The following is a 17,950-nucleotide window of genomic DNA, read 5'->3' on the forward strand; positions in this document are numbered from 1 at the left end:
CGCTGCGCCGTACTTGGCTGAACATAGCCGCTTACGCCGCCTTCTTGCTCTCGGCGAGCTGCGCCAGCTGCCGCATGATCTCCGTCGTGCCGGCGAGGCGCTCTTCCGGGGTTTCCCAGTCCTGCAGGAACACAACCTTCATGTCGGGCCGCACCTTGGCGGCCTGGCCGTGGCTGCGGATGAAGGTCACGAGGCGGTCGGGATAGGCGAAGGAATTGTCGCGGAAGACGATCACGGCGCCCTTGGGACCTGCGTCGATCTTCTCGACATTGGCCCTGCGGCAGAACGCCTTGATCGCGGCGACCTTGAAGAGATAGCGGACCTCGTCCGGCAGCACGCCGAAGCGATCGCGCATCTCGGCGCCAAAGTTCTCGATCTCCTCCTCGGTGTCGAGATCGGCAAGGCGCCGGTACAGCGACAGCCGCACCGAGAGATCGCTGACATAGTCGTCCGGAATCAGCACGGGCATGCCGATGGTGATCTGTGGCGACCAGCGGTCGGCAGCGGGCTCGGAGACGCCGGCCTTGAGGTTGACGATCGCCTCCTCCAGCATCGATTGATAGAGCTCGAAGCCGACCTCCTTGATGTGGCCGGACTGCTCCTCGCCCAGGAGATTGCCGGCGCCGCGGATGTCGAGGTCGTGGGAAGCGAGCTGGAAGCCCGCGCCCAGCGTCTCCAGCGATTGCAGCACGGTGAGCCGGCGCTCGGCCTGCGCCGTGATCTTCTGCTGCGCCGGCAGCGTGAACAGCGCATAGGCCCGCAGCTTGGAGCGGCCGACGCGGCCGCGCAGCTGATAGAGCTGGGCGAGGCCGAACATGTCGGCGCGATGCACGATCAGCGTGTTGGCGTTGGGGATGTCGAGGCCGGACTCGACGATCGTGGTCGACAGCAGGATGTCGAACTTGCCGTCGTAGAACGCGGTCATGATGTCCTCGATCACGGCGGGCGGCATCTGGCCGTGCGCGACCGCAACCTTCATCTCCGGCACGTTCTTGTCGAGGAAGTCCTTGACCTCGGCGAGGTCATCGATGCGCGGCACGACGTAGAAAGCCTGGCCGCCGCGATAGCGCTCGCGGAGCAGCGCCTCGCGGATCATCAAGGGATCATGCGGGGCGACGAAGGTGCGGACCGCCAGGCGATCGACCGGGGGCGAAGCGATGATCGAGAGTTCGCGCACGCCGGTCAGCGCCAGCTGCAGCGTGCGCGGGATCGGCGTCGCCGACAGCGTCAGCACATGGACCTCGGCGCGCAGCGCCTTCAGCCGCTCCTTGTGGCTGACCCCGAAATGCTGCTCCTCGTCGACGATGAGCAGGCCGAGGTCGCGGAATTTGATCGCCTTGCCGAGCAGCGCATGGGTGCCGACGACGATGTCGACGGAGCCGTCCGCGAGCCCCTTCTTGACCTCGTTGAGCTGTTTTGTGGGGATCAGGCGCGAGGCCTGGGCCACGTTGACCGGGAATCCCTTGAACCGCTCGCTGAACGTCCGGTGGTGCTGGCGCGCGAGCAGCGTGGTCGGCACCACCACCGCAACCTGCTTGCCGTCGAGCGCGACCGCGAAGGCGGCGCGCAGCGCGACTTCCGTCTTGCCGAAGCCGACGTCGCCGCAGATCAGCCGGTCCATGGGCCGCCCCTTTTCGAGATCCTTCAGCGTGGATTCGATGGCACCGAGCTGGTCCTCGGTCTCGTCATAGGGGAAGCGCGCGCAGAACTCGTCATAGAGGCCCTGCTGCACCGGCAATTTCGGCGCCTCGTGCAGCATGCGCTCGGCGGCGATCTTGATCAGCTCGCCCGCGATCTCGCGGATGCGGTTCTTCAGCTTCGCCTTGCGGGTCTGCCAGCCCGAGCCGCCGAGACGGTCCAGCTCGACGTCGGTCTGGTCGGAGCCGTAGCGCGACAGCAGCTCGATGTTCTCGACGGGGAGAAACAGCTTGGTCTCGGCGGCGTAATGCAGCTCGAGGCAGTCATGCGGCGCGCCGGCGACGTCGAGCGTCTGCAGGCCAATGAAGCGGCCGATGCCGTGATCGACATGCACGACGATGTCGCCGGCATTGAGGCTCGTCACCTCCGAGATGAAATTGTCGAGCTTGCGGCTCGCCTTGCGCGGTCGCACCAGGCGGTCGCCGAGGATATCCTGCTCGCTGATGAGCGCGATCTCGTCGGTCTCGAAACCGCTTTCGAGGCCGAGCACGGCGAGCATGGTCTCGTTGCGCGGCGTCGCCTGCACCGTGCGCCAGCTGTTGACGCTGGTGGTGTGGGTCAGCTTGTGATCGCGCAGCATCGAAGTCATGCGGTCGCGCGAGCCTTCGGTCCACAGCGCGATCACGACCTTCTTGCGCTGGGCTTGCAAGGCCATCACGTGCGCGACGACGGATTCGAACACGTTGACGGCGGTGTCGTTACGCTCCGGCGCGAAGTCGCGGCCCTTGCGCGCGCCGGCATCGACGACTCCAGTGCCGTCAGTCGGCACGGAGAACGGCGTCAGCCGCGCCAGCGGGATGTCGCCGAGGCGCTTGCCCCATTCCTCGTCGGTCAGATAGAGCCGATCGGGCGGCAGCGGCTTGTAGATCGCGCCGCCGCCGGGATGCTCCATCGCCTCGCGCCGGGCCTCGTAATAGTCGAGGATCTGCTTGAAGCGTTCGCGCACGGCGTCCTCGGCCTGCGGCTCGATCGCAACGGCCGCGCCTTGCAGATAATCGAACAGCGTGTCCATCCGGTCCTGGAACAGCGGCAGCCAGTGCTCCATGCCGGGATGGCGACGGCCTTCGCTGACGGCCTCGTACAACGCATCGTCGCGCTCGGGCGCGCCGAACTCGGCGACATAGCCCATGCGGAAACGACGGATGGTATCGGTCACGAGCTGGAACTCGGACACCGGCACGAGATCGAGCGAGCGCATGTCGAGCAGTGTGCGCTGGGTCTCGGCATCGAACGAGCGGATCGATTCCAGGCTGTCGCCGAAGAAGTCGAACCGCACGGGCTGGTCGAGGCCGGCCGGAAACAGGTCGAGGATGCCGCCGCGCACGGCGTATTCGCCGGGCTCGCGCACGGTCGAGGAGCGGTTGTAGCCGTTGTGCTCGAGCCAGGCGACGATGGTGTCCATCGGCACGACATTGCCGGGGGCGACCGACAGCGCCTGCGCCGCAACCAGCTCGCGCCCGGGCACGCGCTGCACCACGGCGTTCACGGTCGTCAGCACGATCAGCGGCTTGTCGCTGCCGGTCAGCGAAGCCAGCCGCGCCAGCGTGGTCAGGCGCTGCGCGAGAATGCCGCCATGCGGCGAGACGCGGTCATAGGGCTGGCAGTCCCAGGCCGGAAAGGTCAGCACCGGAAGATCGGGCGCGAAGAAGCGCAGCGCCCGCTCGAGCTGCTGCATGCGCCCGCCATCGCGGCAGACCACGGCGAGGCTCACGGCCGGCTTCTTCGGCCGCGCCGCGATCGCACGGGCGAGATCGGAGACGACGAGGCCTTCCGCGCCCTCGGCGACGTTGGCAAGCGTCAGCGCGCGGCCGGGCGTCAGCAGCTCGGCCGGCGATTTCATCCCCTGCTTCATACGTTGCCGTCCGCGACCGGAAACGCCTTGATGCGCGCAAACAGCGCGCCGGTGACCTCGGCCGGCAGCACCTTGTCGCCGGTGATGGCGGCATAGAGATCGGGATCGTTGACCTCGAGCAGGCGCTCGAGCTCGCCGAGCTCGGCGTCGGACAGATTGCCGATCTCGGCATCCGCGAAGCGGCCGAGGATCAGGTCCATCTCGCGCGTGCCGCGGTGCCAGCAGCGGAACAGAAGCCGCTTGCGGCGGTCGTCCAGCCCGCTGCTCGATCGTGTCGTTCCCGTCATGTCTCAAATCCAGTCAAACGCAGAAAGCCCGGACGTGCCGGGCCGGGGTGATATAGCCATTCGAGCCGCCCGTGTCAGCCCTTTGTTGCGACAAGTCGCTCATCCCGTCCGTCATGGCCGGGCTCGTCCGGCCATCCGCGTGGGGCTGCAAAAAAGACGTGGATGCCCGGCATAAAGCCGGGCATGACGGCCAGGAACAATCTTAGATTCCACTGATGCGCCCCAGCCTGCTCAATCCGCTGTTTGCTCCCGTGACCAGCCTGCCCGGCGTCGGTCCGAAGCAGGACAAGCTGTTGCAGTACCTGCTCAGCCGCAGCGACACGCCGCGGCTGGTCGACCTGCTGCTGCATCTGCCGAGCCAGGTCGTCGACCGCCGGGCCCGGCCGAAGATCCGCGATGCGGCCGTCGGAACCATGGTGACGCTGGAGGTCACCGTCGATCGCCACCGCCCGCCCCCGCCGCGCAATGCGCGCGCGCCGTATCTCGTCTACGCCAGCGACGACACCGGCGATGTCGTGCTCACGTTCTTCCGCGCCAAGCCGGGCTATGTCGAAAAACTGCTGCCGGTCGGCGAGAAGCGTTACGTCTCCGGCACGCTCCAGATGTACGACGGCATCCCGCAGATCGTGCATCCGGACCGCGTGCTGGACGAGGAGGCGATCTCGAAACTGTCGGGCATCGACCCGGTCTATCCTCTGACCGAGGGCCTCGCGCTCGGCTCGCTCCGCCGCGCGATTGCGCAGGCGCTGCAGAAGCTACCCGCCTTGCCGGAATGGATCAGCCCCGAGGTGCTGCGACGCTGCCATTTCCCGCCGATCGCGGAAGCGCTCAATCGCGTGCACCAGCCGGTCGAGCTGACCGACATATTGCCGGACCAGCCGTTCTGGTCGCGCCTCGCCTTCGACGAGCTGCTGGCCGGCCAGCTCGCGCTGGCGCTGATCCGCGCGCAGTTGCGCCGCCCCGCCGGCGTGCGCAATGCCGGCGACGGACAGCTGCGCAACAAGATCATCGACGCCCTTCCCTACGCGCTCACGCCATCCCAGCGCAACGCTGCCGCGGCAATCGCCGACGATCTGAAGCAGCCGGTGCGCATGCTGCGGCTGCTCCAGGGCGACGTTGGCTCGGGCAAAACGGTCGTAGCGCTGCTCGCAGCCGCCGCCGTCGCCGAGGTCGGCAAGCAGGCCGCGCTGATGGCGCCGACGGAAATTCTGGCGCGTCAGCACATCAAGACCATCGCCCCGCTCGCCGAGCGCGCCGGCATGCGCGTCGCCATCCTCACCGGCCGGGAAAAAGGCAAGGAACGGCGCGAGATCATCGCCCGGCTCGCCGCAGGCGAGATCGACCTTCTCGTCGGCACCCATGCGCTGATCCAGGACGATGTGATCTTCCATGATCTCGCGCTCGCCGTCGTCGACGAGCAGCACCGCTTTGGCGTGCGCGAACGGCTGGCGCTGACGTCCAAGGGCGAAGCCGTCGACGTGCTGGTGCTGAGCGCAACGCCGATCCCGCGCACGCTGGTGCTGACCTATTTCGGCGACATGGACATCTCCGAGCTGCGCGAAAAGCCCGCCGGCCGCCAGCCGATCGACACCCGCGCCGTCGCCATGAGCCGGCTCGGTGAAGTGATGGACGGTGTCGGCCGCGCGCTCGAAACCGGCAAGCTGGTCTACTGGATCTGCCCCCTGGTCGAGGAATCCGAAGCCGAGGGCACCGAGCACCTGACCAACGCGACCAAGCGTTTCGAGAGCCTGCAAAAACGTTTCGGCGAGCGTGTCGGCCTCGTTCACGGCCAGATGAAGGGCACCGAGAAGGATCGCGTCATGGGCCAGTTCGCCGCCCACGAGATCGGACTTCTTGTCGCGACCACCGTGGTCGAGGTCGGCGTCGACGTGCCGGCCGCAACCATCATGGTAATCGAGAACGCCGAGCGCTTTGGCCTTGCCCAGCTGCACCAGCTGCGCGGGCGCATTGGCCGCGGCTCGGAAGCCTCGACCTGCATATTGCTCTATGGTGAGCCGCTCGGCGAGATGTCGAAGGCGCGGCTGAAGGTGATCCGCGAGACCACCGACGGCTTCCGTATCGCCGAGGAAGACCTGAAGCTGCGCGGCGAAGGCGACGTGCTCGGCGTACGCCAGAGCGGCCTGCCCGGCTACCGCATCGCGCGTTCGGACGTTCACGGCCAGCTCATCACCCAGGCCCGTGACGAGGCGCTGCGGATCCTGAAGGACGATCCGAAGCTGAAGGGCGAGCGCGGCGAGGCGCTGCGGTGCCTGTTGTACCTCTATGAACGAGACGAAGCGATTCCGCTGATCGGGGCGGGTTAGCCTGCCGCCCTTCGCCGCCCGACTTCGTAAGCCGCCACATGCGCCCGCGCCAGATCCAGCACCGGCGTGTCGATGCCGAGCGCACGGGCGCGATGGGCCATGTCGCCCAGGATGTGCTCGGACTCGGTGACCGAGCCGCGCTCGATGTCGCGCAGCATCGAGGCCTTGAGCGGCGAATCCAGGGTGGTGAACAATTTTCGGTCAAACTCGATGAACGGCGCGCGTGGCTCAAAGCCTGAAGCCGTCGCGACGGCGCAGCATTCCGCAAACAGGCGGAAAATCGACTGCTCACCGTCGGGCACGGCCAGGATGTCGCCGATGCTCGCGCGCATCAGGCAGGTGATGCCGGCGAGCGTCGAGAGCTGGACGAATTTCTCCCACATGTCCTGCATGATGGCTTCACTGGCGCGCACGTCGATGCCGGGGACCTGGAGCAGCGTCTCCAGTGCGAGCGCGCGTTCGCTCAGTGCCCCCTCGATCTCGCCGAAGACGATCGTCTGATTGGCCATGAACTGAACGACACGGCCATCTGCATCGAGCCCGGCACTGACATTCGCAAGTCCGCCGAGGACGCAGCTCGCGCCGAACCTGGCGGTGAGAGCGTCGATGTGCTTCAACCCGTTCAGGATCGGCAAAGTCATCGTGTGGGGGCCGACGGCGGGCGCAAACTGGCTCATCGCGTCGTCGAGCGAGTAGGCCTTCACGCCGACGAGCACGACGTCGAAGGCCTCCGTGAGATCGCCGGCCAGAAGGATCTTCGGCTGCACCACGAAGTCGCCGTGCGGGCTCACGACACTTAGTCCGTCTCGGCGCAATTGCTCCGCCCGCGTCCCGCGCACCAGGAAGGTCACGTCGCGGCCTGCTCGAACCAGGCAAGCTCCATAATAGCCGCCGAGCGCGCCAGCGCCGATCACCAGCACTCTCATTCGAACTCCCGTCTCAGAAGAACCGCAAATACAATAGCAGGTGTGCTCCGCACCGTCTCCTCCCCGTCATTGCGAGCGCAGCGAAGCAATCCAGAGTCCCTCCGCGGAAAGATTCTGGATTGATTCGCTGCGCTCGCAATGACGGGTAGATAGAGACCCGCACACCGCAACCGCAAACCTTGCGGGGGCGTACGTGGGCACATCAGGTCTTCTTCCGCGCGTTCCCCGCGGCAAATGCCTTCATCAGCTCCGCATCCACCGCCTCGCTTTTCGTATCCTCCGCGAGATGTTCGAACCAGCGCGCAAAGCCCTCGTAGATCTGGCTGGCGGGATGATCGGGCCCGAGGAATCCGGAAATCTCCCGCATCTCCGCAACCCACCGATACGCTTTCGGAATCATGTCAGGCAGCGCGACTTCGAGCCGCGCCAAAATAGCCGGCTGGCTCAGCGCAAGCTCGTCGCGCAGCGCATCGGCCGCGCCCGCCTTCGTTGCCGCGATCACCATGGCCGAGCCGATCCCGGCGAGGCCCTTGACGATGCCGGCATAAGACATCTTCAGCGCCGACGCCGCGCCGACCGGGCCTGCGACGATCCGCACGTCGAGGCCGAGGTCCTTCAGCACCGCGACCTCCTGGGCGTGCTCGCCGGACATGTAGAAGGCCGGGCTCTTGCCGCCGGGCTGCGGCGGAAATCCGATGATGCCGGCGTCGACGAACGGCGCCTGCGCCGAGCCGATGATCTCCTCGATCCTTTGCACCGTATCGACATTGACCGCGTTGCAATCGACGACAACAGGCTTCTTTGCGCGCCGGGCGATCAACGACGCTAGGCGTTCGGCCAGCGCGACAGCTTCGCCCGGCGGCACGATCGAGAGGATGATGTCGGCCTCAGCGATCGCCTCGTCCTCGGCGCCGACCATGCCGGCGTCCATGGCCCGCTTCAAGGTCGCCTCGCTCCGTCCCTTCAGCGACGTCAGCACGCGCGCTCCGTTCTCGCTGAGACGGCGGGCCACGGCGCTGCCCATGGCACCGGGGGCGAGGATCGCAATGGTCTTTGACGTCATTTCGGGCATCTTGCACTCCAGATCGAATTCCGGGCGGTGGGCTCGGGTTCAACCAGAGAATAGCAGAGGACGAGAACGCCTGCGTGAACGCGGCCATCCCGCGGGGGAATGGCCCTACTCCGCCTTCGCAGGTTCGGGCTGGAGCTTGGAGGCATTGGCGATACGCGCGGCATTCGCCACGCCGGCAAGCGCCGCCGCCTTCTTCGGATCTGGGGCCGAGCCCGGCTGCACCACGCCGGCCGACATGATCAGCGTCGCGGCATCCTCGGCGGTGAGATCGACCTCGATGATCTTGCTCTTCGGGACATAGAAGAAGAAGCCGGTGGTCGGGTTCGGCGAGCACGGCAGGAACACCGAGACGTGCTCCTCCTGACCCGGCAGACTGCGCGCGATGTCCTCGTTCGGCGATTGCGAGATCAGCACGATCGACCACATGCCCGGCGAGGGAAACTCGACGAGGCCGACTTTGCGGAAGCTCGAGCCCTTGCCCGAGAACAGCGTCTCGAACACCTGCTTCAGGCCGCGATAGATGGCGCGCACCGCCGGGATCCGGCCGAGCAAGGTCTCACCGACATCGACCAGCGTCCGGCCGATCAGATTGGCCGCCAGGAAGCCGACCAGCGTCAGCGTGAAGAATGCGACGACCAGTCCCCAGCCGGGAATGACGTAAGGCAGATAGGTTTCGGGCCGGTAGGCCAGCGGCACGAAGGGCCGCACCACGCCGTCGACCCAGGTGACGAACCACCAGACCAGATACAGCGTGATCGCGATCGGCCCGGTCACCACGAGCCCGGTCAGGAAATAATTGCGGAAGCGGCCCATCAGGCCGGTATGAGGTTCCGGGACGGGATCAAGAGGCGCAGGCGCGTCGTCGCGGGGGGTCATTCGGGTTCCAGGTCGGTCGCTAGAAACAAGCTAGGGTCTTCTAGCAGGTTTTGGAAGACCACGAAGCGACCGACCGATGTCCGTTTTGCCTATTCCACGGTCACCGATTTGGCGAGGTTGCGCGGCTGGTCGACGTCGGTGCCCATGACGACAGCCGTGTGATAGGCGAGCAGCTGCACGGGGACGGCGTAGACCATCGGCGTGAAAGCCGCCGCCATGTCGGGCATGACGATGGTGACGAGGGACTCGACGGTCGCCTCCGCGGCGCCCTTGGCGTCGGTCATCAGGATGATGTTGCCGCCGCGCGCGGCGACCTCCTGCATGTTGGAGACGGTCTTTTCGAACACCCGGTCGTGGGGCGCGATGACGACGACCGGCATGGTCTCGTCGATCAGCGCGATCGGCCCGTGCTTGAGCTCGCCGGCGGCATAGCCTTCGGCGTGGATGTAGGAGATCTCCTTCAACTTCAGCGCGCCTTCGAGCGCCAGCGGGAAGCTGGTGCCGCGGCCGAGATAGAGTACGTCGCGCGACTTGGCGATCCGGTGCGCGAGCTTTTCGATCTGGGGCTCGATGGTGAGCGCGTCTGCCATCAGGCGCGGGACCTCGACGAGGCCATGGACCAGCTTGGTCTCGTCCGCGTCGGACAATTCGCCTCTCGCCTTGCCGGCCGCGATCGCAAGGTTTGCCAGCACCATGAGCTGGCAGGTGAAAGCCTTGGTCGACGCGACGCCGATCTCCGGTCCCGCCAGAGTTTGCAGCACGGTCTCGCTCTCGCGCGCGATCGTGGAGGTCGGCACGTTGACGACGGCGACCGTGTGCACGCCTTGCGCCTTGGCATAGCGCAGCGCGGCCAAGGTGTCGGCGGTCTCGCCGGACTGCGAGATGAAGATGGCGAGATCGCCCTTGCGCAAGGGCGCCTCGCGGTAGCGGAATTCGGAGGCGACATCGACCTCGACCGGCACGCGCGCAAAGCGCTCGAACCAGTACTTCGCGACGAAGCCGGCATAGCTCGCGGTGCCGCACGCCGTGATGTTGATGCGCTGGATGGTCTTGAAGTCGAACGGGAGCTTGACCGGCAGCGCGACGCGCTCGGTCGCCATGTCAACGTAGCGCGCCAGCGTGTGGCCGACCACTTCCGGCTGCTCGTGGATCTCCTTTGCCATGAAGTGGCGGTAATTGGCCTTGTCGACCAGCGAGGTCGAGGCGGCGTGCCTGATCTTGTCGCGCTGGACGGTATAGCCGTCCTTGTCGAAGATCGTCGCGCTCTTGCGGGTCAGCACCACCCAGTCGCCGTCTTCGAGATAGCTGATCGTGTCGGTGAACGGGCCGAGCGCGATGGCGTCGGAGCCGAGATACATCTCGCCGTCGCCGTAGCCGATCGCCAGCGGCGGTCCGTTGCGGGCCCCGATCATGAGGTCGTTGTCGCCGGCGAAGATGAAACCGAGCGCGAAGGCGCCGCGCAGCCGCGCCAGCGTCAGCTTGACGGCTTCGACCGGCTTGTTGCCGCGTGCGAGCAAATCGTCGACGAGATGCAGCACGATCTCGGTGTCGGTCTCGGTGTGGAACACCGTGCCGTTCTTCTCGAGCTCCTCGCGCAGCTCGCGGAAATTCTCGATGATGCCGTTGTGAACGACTGCGACGCGCTCGGTCGCGTGCGGATGGGCATTGTTGACGGTTGGCTTGCCGTGGGTGGCCCAGCGCGTGTGGCCGATCCCGGTGGTGCCCTTCAGAGGCTCGGCTTCGAGCCGCTTCTCCAGGTTCTTGAGCTTGCCCTCGGCGCGGCGGCGCTCCAGGTGCTTGCCTTCGAGCGTGGCGACGCCCGCGGAATCATAGCCGCGATATTCAAGACGTTTGAGCGAATCCACCAATTGCTCTGCAACCGGCTCGCGCCCGAGAATGCCGACAATTCCGCACATGCGGATCACTATCCCCCAAATCGTCGAAAAATCGCCTAAACGACGCGCTCAGTTTTTAGCGAAATTCCCGACGAACCAGATACTCAATAATTATTGCCGATTGAGACAGGACCGGGCGCCCTGCACTTCGCCTGCGTCGAATTGGCCGGCGTTAAACCGCGCGCATTAACTTGTTGTCAACTGGTTTAGCCAACGATTTCCATCCAGGAGATCCAAGATCATGAAGGGCTCGTCCGACCGCAAAGGCCTGTCATCGATGTCCGTCCGCGCCAGCGAGACCACGGGCACTCGCCTTGCGCATTGGCCGCCGCCCATGCGCGGCAAGGAAAGCAAGCCCGTCTTCGTCAAGCATGCCGAAGGCGAGCCGGTGAAGCGCGCCAAGCCGCGCGGCTGGCGCCTGACCCGCGCCATCTTCTCCGAATTCGCCGACGACGAATAGCGCCGCTTACTTCTCCGGCTTCTTGCCGCCCGTCTTCAGCTCGCGATAGCGCGCCGCGCCGCCTTCCCTGATGATCTGCTGGCTGCGCTCCAGCGCCATCGCGTCGTCGGGGACATCCTTCGTGATCACCGAGCCGGAGCCGATATAGGCGCCATTTCCGATCGTCACCGGCGCGACCAGCGAAGAGTTGGTGCCGACGAACGCGCCCTGCCCGATCACCGTCTTGTGCTTCTTGAAGCCGTCGTAGTTGCAGGTGATGGTGCCGGCGCCGATGTTGGAGTTTGCGCCAATGGTAGCATCGCCGATGTAGGAGAGATGGTTGACCTTGACGCCGGCCTCCAGCGTCGCCGCCTTGGTCTCCACGAAATTGCCGATGCGCGCGCCGTCGCCGAGCGAGGTGCCGGGACGAAGCCGCGCATAGGGGCCGATCGAGACGTTCTTGCCGAGCGTGGTCTGCACGATGTGCGAGAAGGAATGGATCACGGTGCCGTCCGCGATCGACACGCCGGGGCCGATCACCACGAACGGCTCGATGGTCACGTCCTTGCCGAACACCGTGTCCGCGGACAGATAAACTGTCTCCGGCGCGATCAGTGTGACGCCGGCCTCCATCGCCGCCTTGCGCAAGCGCGCCTGGATCACGCCTTCCGCTTCGGCGAGCTGCGCCTTGGTGTTGATGCCGCGCACCTCGTCCTCGCTGGTCTCGATCACGACGGACTCCCATCCCTTTTCGCGGACGATCTCGACTGCGTCCGTCAGATAATATTCGCTTTTGGAATTCGCATTGCCGATTTGCCCGAGGATGTCGAGCGCGCGGCGGCCGTCGATCGCCATCACGCCGGCGTTGCACAGATCGATCTTGCGCTCATCCGCACTGGCGTCGGCCTGTTCGCGGATCGCGACCAGGCGGTCGCCCTCGACGATGAAGCGGCCGTAGCCGGTCGGATCGGCGGCGCGAAAGCCGAGCGCGGCAATCGCGGCGCCGCTGGCGAGCGGCGCGCGCATCCGCGCAAAGGTCTCGGCCGAGATCAGCGGCGTGTCGCCGAAGGCGATGAGCAGATCATCCACGCCGCGCGCAATCGCCTCGCGCGCCGCCAGCACCGCGTGCGCGGTGCCAAGGCGTTCGTTCTGCACGAAGGTGAGCACGTCGGGGCGGATGCGCTTCGCCTCATCCGCGACCGCCTGGTGATCGGGGCCGATCACGACCGCGAGCGAGGTGCCGGCTCCCTTCGGTGCGGCGGCGAGCACATGGGCGAGCAGTGTCTGGGAAGCTACGGGATGCAGCACCTTCGGCAGGCTCGATCGCATGCGCGTGCCTTCACCGGCGGCGAGCACGATCGTGAGGCTGGAACGGGCGGTCATCGGAATCCTGTCAGATATAGCCGAATCAATTGGCGCGACGGGCAGCGAGCGCCCTCGGAAGGCTATCGCCTTGCTACCCCCGCAAACGCCCGGAATTCAAGTGCGAGGCGCTTTTCCTGTTAATGTTCCCTGATTGATTCGGGGAAGCCCGGACCGGGGCTGGGCACTTAACGTACATGGCAAAGGATTCCGACCGACTGGCGGATGCCTTCGGCACCAAGGAGACCGGCGGGCTGTTCTCCGGACTTTTGGCGGAGGAAAGCGCGTTCGACCGTCGCATGATGTGGCGGCTGGGCTCGTGGGGCGCAGCGGCCGTGGGCGCGGTCGTGATCGCGGTGATGGCCAACCAGGCCCAGTTCGGCTGGCGGCGCGACCAGGCTGCCGCCGCCGATCTCGCGCGCCAGGCCGACCGGCTCCAGATACTGACCAGGGAGAGCCAGAACGAGGCCCGCCGCCTCGCCGCCGCCATCGAGACGCTGAACACCGATCGCGACCGGCTCTATTCGCGCGTCACCGTGCTGGAGCAAGGGCTCGATTCCGTCACCGGTGCCATTGCGAAGCAGACCGCCACGCTGCAACAGGGCGCGAAACCGCAGGAGCCAGCGCCCGCAGCTCCCAGCGTCGCGCCGGTCGCCTCGACCCCAGCTCCGGCGAACGACAAGCCGCGCACGGAAGCCGCCAAGGATTCTCAGAAGGACGCTCCTAAGGAATCGCTCAAGGAGCCGCCGAGCCCACCGCCGCAGACCGCGGCTGCCGCCTCGCTCGTGCAACAGACGGCGGCAATGAACTCGGCGCTGCCGGCCATTCCGCTGGTGCCGTCCAAGCCGCTCATGGCGCCGCCGGATCCGTCCGCATCGAAACTGATTCAACCCGAGGCGGCCGAGAAGAAAGCCGAGCCGGCGCCTGCCCCGACCGAGGTCGTCGCGGCAGCAACAAGGCCGCCGGAAGCAGCCGAGAACGAATCTCCTGCGATCGCGGTTCAGCAGACGCGTTTTGCGATCGATCTCGGCGGCGCCAACTCGATCGACGGCCTGCGCGCGCTCTGGCGCGGCCTGACCAAGTCCCATCCGGAGATCGCGGCGCTGCGGCCGATCATCATGATCAAGGAAGGCACCACCGGCCTCGGCATGCAGCTCCGCTTGGGGGCCGGCCCGCTGGTCAACGCCGCCGTCGCCGCAAAATTCTGCGCGAGCCTCGCCGAGAACGACCGTCACTGCGAGACCACCGTGTTCGATGGTCAGCGCCTGTCGATGCGTGGCGGCCAGGAAAAGGGACAAGAGAAGGGCCAGGAAAAGGCCCAGGAAAAAGCGCAAGAGAAAACCCAGGACAGGGTTCAAGAGAAGAGCCCGGAGAAGAATCAGGACGCGGTGCCGCAAGCCGAAGCTGCGCCGGCCGCAAAGCCCGAGAAGCCGCAGCGCCGCCGCAGCTATTCCTCGAAGCGATCCAAGCGCGAGGAGCCCGCGCCCGCTCCCGCGGCGCAGCCTGCGCCGGCGCCGGCGAAACCGGAGGCAGCATCGACGTCTGCGGGATCGACGCTGTCGTCTTTCTTCAGGCGGTAACGCCTCCCTCCCGGACGGAGGCTGCGGGCATGCGACCAACGGACGCTTGGACCTGAGCCGCGCTTCGCAGCAAGTTCGCGATCACGTCCGACGAGCTCCGAGCGTCGCCCCTCCTGAAACGCGCGTGGGTTTTCATGAACGAGCTGGATGATGTCCTGAGGCTTCTCGTCGCGGCCGGAACTGGGCTGCTGATCGGCATCGACCGCGACATGAACGACAAGCCGGTGGGAATGCGAACCCTGGCGCTGGTGGCTCTCGGCTCCGCGCTGGTTTCGATCTCCGTGATCGAGTTCCAGAACCTGCGCGACCACCCGGATGCGATCTCCAGGGTCATTCAGGGCGTCGTTGCCGGCGTGTTGACCGGTGTCGGCTTCATCGGGGCAGGTGTCATCCTGCACGACGCCAAGGCAAAGACAGTTCACGGCCTCACCACGGCCGCAACGGTCTGGATCGCGGCCGGCCTCGGCATTGCCTGCGCGTTGGGAGCCTGGCTGCTCGTCGGAGCAGCCATCGCGGTGACGTTGCTCGTGCTATTCGTGCTGGGCTGGGTCGAGCGCCGGCTGGGGCTGAAGTAATCCCGGCGTCGGCAGGACACGTCCGCCCATATCGGATCGACAGAAACGTCGCCTGCCCTGTTGCCTGACCGCGCCATCCCGATCATATTGCGCCCATGACAAAGAAGCCCTTTCGCCTCACGCCCTACCAGGTGCAGTTCCTGATCGTCGTCGGCTTCCTCTCCGTCGGCTATGCCAGTTACTTGCGCTATCTCGGCATCGAGCTCTCGACGGTCGCGCTTGCCTGCGACGCCGGCCTGCAGACTGCGATCTGCAAGGCGCGTTCGGTAGCGACCGTCCTGTTCAAGAATTCGGTGTTCGGCATCGTCGCGCTGGTGGTGGCGACGCTGAACCTGATGCGGCCGTCGATCGTGCTGCTCACCGTCGGCATCGTCGCCGCCGGCCTCGGCATCGTGCTCTACAACGTCGTGCTGTCGGGCCTTGCGATCGGCTTGTTCATTCTTGGGTTTGCTCGGCCCGCGCCCGCCACAGCGTGAGCGCGAACAACAGATAGATCGCGCAGGTCCACAGCGACTGCCAATTGTCGCGGCCTTCGTTGACCAGCACATAGGCCGCCGAAAGCGTCAGCACGCCCGCGAACACCGCTTCGGCGATCGGACGCTGGCCGATCTGCGGCCGGTTCAGCATCAGCAGCGCAAACGGCACCACCGCCATCGTCAGCGCGGCGTAGGGAAAATCCTTGTAGCGCGGGTCGAACACGAAGCCGAGCGCGGTCTGCGCCGCGATCACGGCCGTGACCGCCAGCGTCAGGCCGAGCACCGCGGTGAGCTTCGACCATTTCCGGCCCTCGCGCGGGCCGAGCAGATCGAGGAAGGTCGGAAGGCTGCGGCCGATCACCATCGCCTGCGCGCAGAAGATCGGCGACAGGATGCCGGCGAGCAGCAGCGCGCCCCACAGCAGCCAGCCGCCGATGCCGTAGCTCTCGTAGTACATCTTGTCGATGCCGATACCGAGCAGGCTGCCCGCCGTCGTCGCGGAGATGCCGACGCCGAGCCAGGCCGAGAAGCGCGGCGTCCATGGCCGCCGGCGCAGCGTGATCAGCGCGACCGCGAACACCAGCACGCTGAGGCCCATGCCCGCGCCCATGTACCATTTCCAGTACGGGAAATTGCTGATCGGCTGGCCGGGCGGATATTTCAGGTTTCGCCGCACCGAGTCGTACAGGCCCCAATAGCCACCGACGGTGCCTTCCAGCTTGCGCTTCCACGGCTGGTCGTAAGACTCGATCAGATTGACGCGGAACTTGTTCGCTTTGGCAAGGCCGAGGATTTCCGAGACCACGCGGGCCTGATTGGTCCGTGACGGCAGCGCGGCGTCGCGCATGCGCCCCTCGCTCGGCCAGCCGGTCTCGCCGATCAGGATCTCCTTGCCGGGGAACGCCACCACCATGCGCTCGCGGATCGTCTCGACATGGGCGGAGGCGAACTTCGCCTTGACCGGGAAATCCTCCCAATACGGCAGGATGTGGATCGTGACGAAGTCGACCGCGTCGGAGACCTCGCGGTTCTTCAGCCAGTACTCCCAGACGTCGGCATAGGTGACGGGCACGCTGACCTGCGTCTTCACCAGGCGGATGATGGAGACGAGATCCGCCGTCGTCATCTCGCCGCGCAGCAGCACCTCGTTGCCGACGATGAGCGTGGTGATGACGTCGGGGAATTGCTTGGCGAGGCGGATGGCGAGCCCGGCCTGCTCGTAGTTCTTGGTGCGGTTGCTGGAGAGCCAGATGCCCTGGAGCACTTTCAGCCCGCCGACCCTGGCGGCGACCGCCGGCACCTGGTCGAGCCCGTTCTCCATCGAATAGGTGCGGACGCAGTCGGCGATCTCTTTGAGCTGGCGCAGATCCTGCTCGATCTGCTCGGCCTCGATATGGGTCCACGCCTCCAGCGGCGTCTGCTCGCCGCGGAACGGCGCGTAGGAGACGCATTGGACCTTGTCGGCAGGGTCGATCGGGGCGCGCGCGAGCGTGATCGGCGTGGCAAGCCACCACCACACGGCAGCGATCGCACCCAATGAAACGAGCAGAAGCGCCAGTGGCGTACGAAGAGAAATCGGTTCCGTCCTCCGCGAAGGGTCCGTCGATTACCTGCTCGCACGCCTTCTGCCAAGGGGTAACAGGCGACCGACCCGCTCCTCACCCTGCGGAATTTGGCTGCGGCTGTTCGGCCTTGGGCTAGTATCGTGACTTTGCTGGACAAAATTCGAAATACAGGTCATGGGATTCGACGGGAATTTTCCGCCGCATTGGAGACCCATTTGGACGCCATCAGCTAGCGCGTCCGCGAGGTCTCGGCGCGGACGGTCAGCGGATATATTGGGGAATTCATGCGGCAACGGGTGTTCGAGTTACGAAATGCGGTCCTGCGGCAGTTCGCCGCCACCTTGGCCGTCTCCTCCTTGCTCGTTCTGATCGGTATCGGCGGCGCCTCCGCCCAGAGCGGCACGCCGGCCCCCGACCAGGGCAAGGCGGCTGCCCAGCCCGCCGACGCCGCCAAGGACGCAGCCCAGAATCAGCGCCGCACCGACGAGTTCGCGGAAGCAGCGCAGGTCATCAACGGCCCGGCCGGCAACCCCGAATGCGTCTGGCTCGGCCGGCGCGTGGTGCGGCTGATGTGGCGGGACGATCTCGATACCGCGTTCCGCCATCTCGACCTCTACGACCGCTTCGGCTGTCCCGGCGGCCACATCCAGGCCGCGTTCCGCTGCCTGACCCGGTTCGGCGGCCAGATCGATCCGAAGGTGGCAGAGACCCTGGACAGCCGCGTGCACGCGTGCTGGATCAACCCGAACGCCCAACCGCAGCAGGCGGCCGCGGCCTCCCCGCCGGCGGCGCCGGCCGCAGGCAACTCCCCGGCACCGCAGCCGGCGGCGAGCCCCTCGCCTGCGGCAAGCCCGTCCCCGGCCCCCTCGAAATAGCCGCGATCGTTTCAGCTGCCGTTCAGGAACGATCGGCGATAGAGACGGTTGGCACTGCCACGCATCCCAAAAGGCATGCCCTCATAAGGACATGAGGCCATGACAGTTGTGAAACCGCGCGGCAGAGGTATGCTCCCTTTGCCGCGGA

The 17,950-nt window shown here is 66.2% G+C and carries 14 protein-coding genes; 6 read left to right on the forward strand and 8 right to left on the reverse strand.

Annotation, left to right across the window (positions count from 1 at the left end; genetic code table 11):
* Window positions 1-31: 31 nt before the first annotated feature.
* A complete protein-coding gene (mfd, locus tag FJV43_RS36330) occupies window positions 32-3,550 on the reverse strand; it encodes a transcription-repair coupling factor (protein WP_239623678.1) in 3,519 nt (1,172 codons plus the stop codon).
* Complete coding sequence (locus FJV43_RS36335; protein WP_239623679.1) at window positions 3,547-3,837, reverse strand: succinate dehydrogenase assembly factor 2; 291 nt, start codon at window positions 3,835-3,837, stop codon at window positions 3,547-3,549. Before FJV43_RS36335 ends, mfd begins: the two co-directional genes overlap by 4 nt.
* Window positions 3,838-4,052: 215 nt before the next feature.
* On the opposite strand from FJV43_RS36335, the gene recG reads away from it, so the two are divergent.
* Complete coding sequence (gene recG / locus FJV43_RS36340) at window positions 4,053-6,161, forward strand: ATP-dependent DNA helicase RecG (protein ID WP_239623680.1); 2,109 nt, start codon at window positions 4,053-4,055, stop codon at window positions 6,159-6,161.
* On the opposite strand, the gene panE is transcribed toward recG, so the two are convergent.
* The 4 genes from panE to glmS all read right to left on the reverse strand — a co-directional run bounded on the left by panE (window position 6,158) and on the right by glmS (window position 10,951).
* A complete protein-coding gene (panE, locus tag FJV43_RS36345) occupies window positions 6,158-7,087 on the reverse strand; it encodes a 2-dehydropantoate 2-reductase (protein ID WP_239623681.1) in 930 nt (309 codons plus the stop codon). The two genes, recG and panE, sit on opposite strands and share 4 nt — an antisense overlap.
* Window positions 7,088-7,289: 202 nt before the next feature.
* A complete protein-coding gene (locus tag FJV43_RS36350) occupies window positions 7,290-8,150 on the reverse strand; it encodes an NAD(P)-dependent oxidoreductase (protein ID WP_239629775.1) in 861 nt (286 codons plus the stop codon).
* Between the two features lie 114 nt (window positions 8,151-8,264).
* Complete coding sequence (locus tag FJV43_RS36355; protein WP_239623682.1) at window positions 8,265-9,035, reverse strand: DUF502 domain-containing protein; 771 nt, start codon at window positions 9,033-9,035, stop codon at window positions 8,265-8,267.
* A gap of 89 nt (window positions 9,036-9,124) precedes the next feature.
* On the reverse strand, window positions 9,125-10,951 hold the full coding sequence (gene glmS / locus FJV43_RS36360) for a glutamine--fructose-6-phosphate transaminase (isomerizing) (RefSeq protein ID WP_239623683.1): 1,827 nt from the start codon (window positions 10,949-10,951) through the stop codon (window positions 9,125-9,127).
* A gap of 220 nt (window positions 10,952-11,171) precedes the next feature.
* Here glmS and FJV43_RS36365 point away from each other — a divergent pair, with 220 nt between their 5' ends.
* A complete protein-coding gene (locus tag FJV43_RS36365) occupies window positions 11,172-11,390 on the forward strand; it encodes a hypothetical protein (RefSeq protein ID WP_061881722.1) in 219 nt (72 codons plus the stop codon).
* Window positions 11,391-11,396: 6 nt separating this feature from the next.
* Here the strand turns inward: FJV43_RS36365 and glmU are convergent, their stop codons facing one another.
* Window positions 11,397-12,752, reverse strand: a complete 1,356-nt coding sequence (glmU, locus tag FJV43_RS36370; RefSeq protein ID WP_239623684.1) for a bifunctional UDP-N-acetylglucosamine diphosphorylase/glucosamine-1-phosphate N-acetyltransferase GlmU — start codon at window positions 12,750-12,752, stop codon at window positions 11,397-11,399.
* A gap of 176 nt (window positions 12,753-12,928) precedes the next feature.
* Between glmU and FJV43_RS36375 the strand changes: the two genes are divergently transcribed.
* The 3 genes from FJV43_RS36375 (at window position 12,929) to FJV43_RS36385 (ending at window position 15,362) form a co-directional block, all read left to right on the forward strand.
* Complete coding sequence (locus FJV43_RS36375; RefSeq protein WP_239623685.1) at window positions 12,929-14,311, forward strand: hypothetical protein; 1,383 nt, start codon at window positions 12,929-12,931, stop codon at window positions 14,309-14,311.
* Window positions 14,312-14,445: 134 nt separating this feature from the next.
* On the forward strand, window positions 14,446-14,886 hold the full coding sequence (locus tag FJV43_RS36380; RefSeq protein ID WP_028178747.1) for an MgtC/SapB family protein: 441 nt from the start codon (window positions 14,446-14,448) through the stop codon (window positions 14,884-14,886).
* Between the two features lie 95 nt (window positions 14,887-14,981).
* Complete coding sequence (locus FJV43_RS36385; protein WP_124158252.1) at window positions 14,982-15,362, forward strand: hypothetical protein; 381 nt, start codon at window positions 14,982-14,984, stop codon at window positions 15,360-15,362.
* Here FJV43_RS36385 and FJV43_RS36390 read toward each other — a convergent pair.
* Complete coding sequence (locus tag FJV43_RS36390) at window positions 15,322-16,899, reverse strand: beta-(1-6) glucans synthase (protein ID WP_239623686.1); 1,578 nt, start codon at window positions 16,897-16,899, stop codon at window positions 15,322-15,324. The two genes, FJV43_RS36385 and FJV43_RS36390, sit on opposite strands and share 41 nt — an antisense overlap.
* A gap of 312 nt (window positions 16,900-17,211) precedes the next feature.
* Here FJV43_RS36390 and FJV43_RS36395 point away from each other — a divergent pair, with 312 nt between their 5' ends.
* Entirely contained in the window at window positions 17,212-17,802 is a 591-nt protein-coding gene (locus FJV43_RS36395; protein WP_239623687.1) for a beta-1-3, beta-1-6-glucan biosynthesis protein, read from the forward strand.
* Window positions 17,803-17,950: the final 148 nt, after the last annotated feature.

The organism is Bradyrhizobium sp. I71, from assembly GCF_022354745.1.
Classification (GTDB): Bacteria; Pseudomonadota; Alphaproteobacteria; order Rhizobiales; family Xanthobacteraceae; genus Bradyrhizobium; species Bradyrhizobium liaoningense.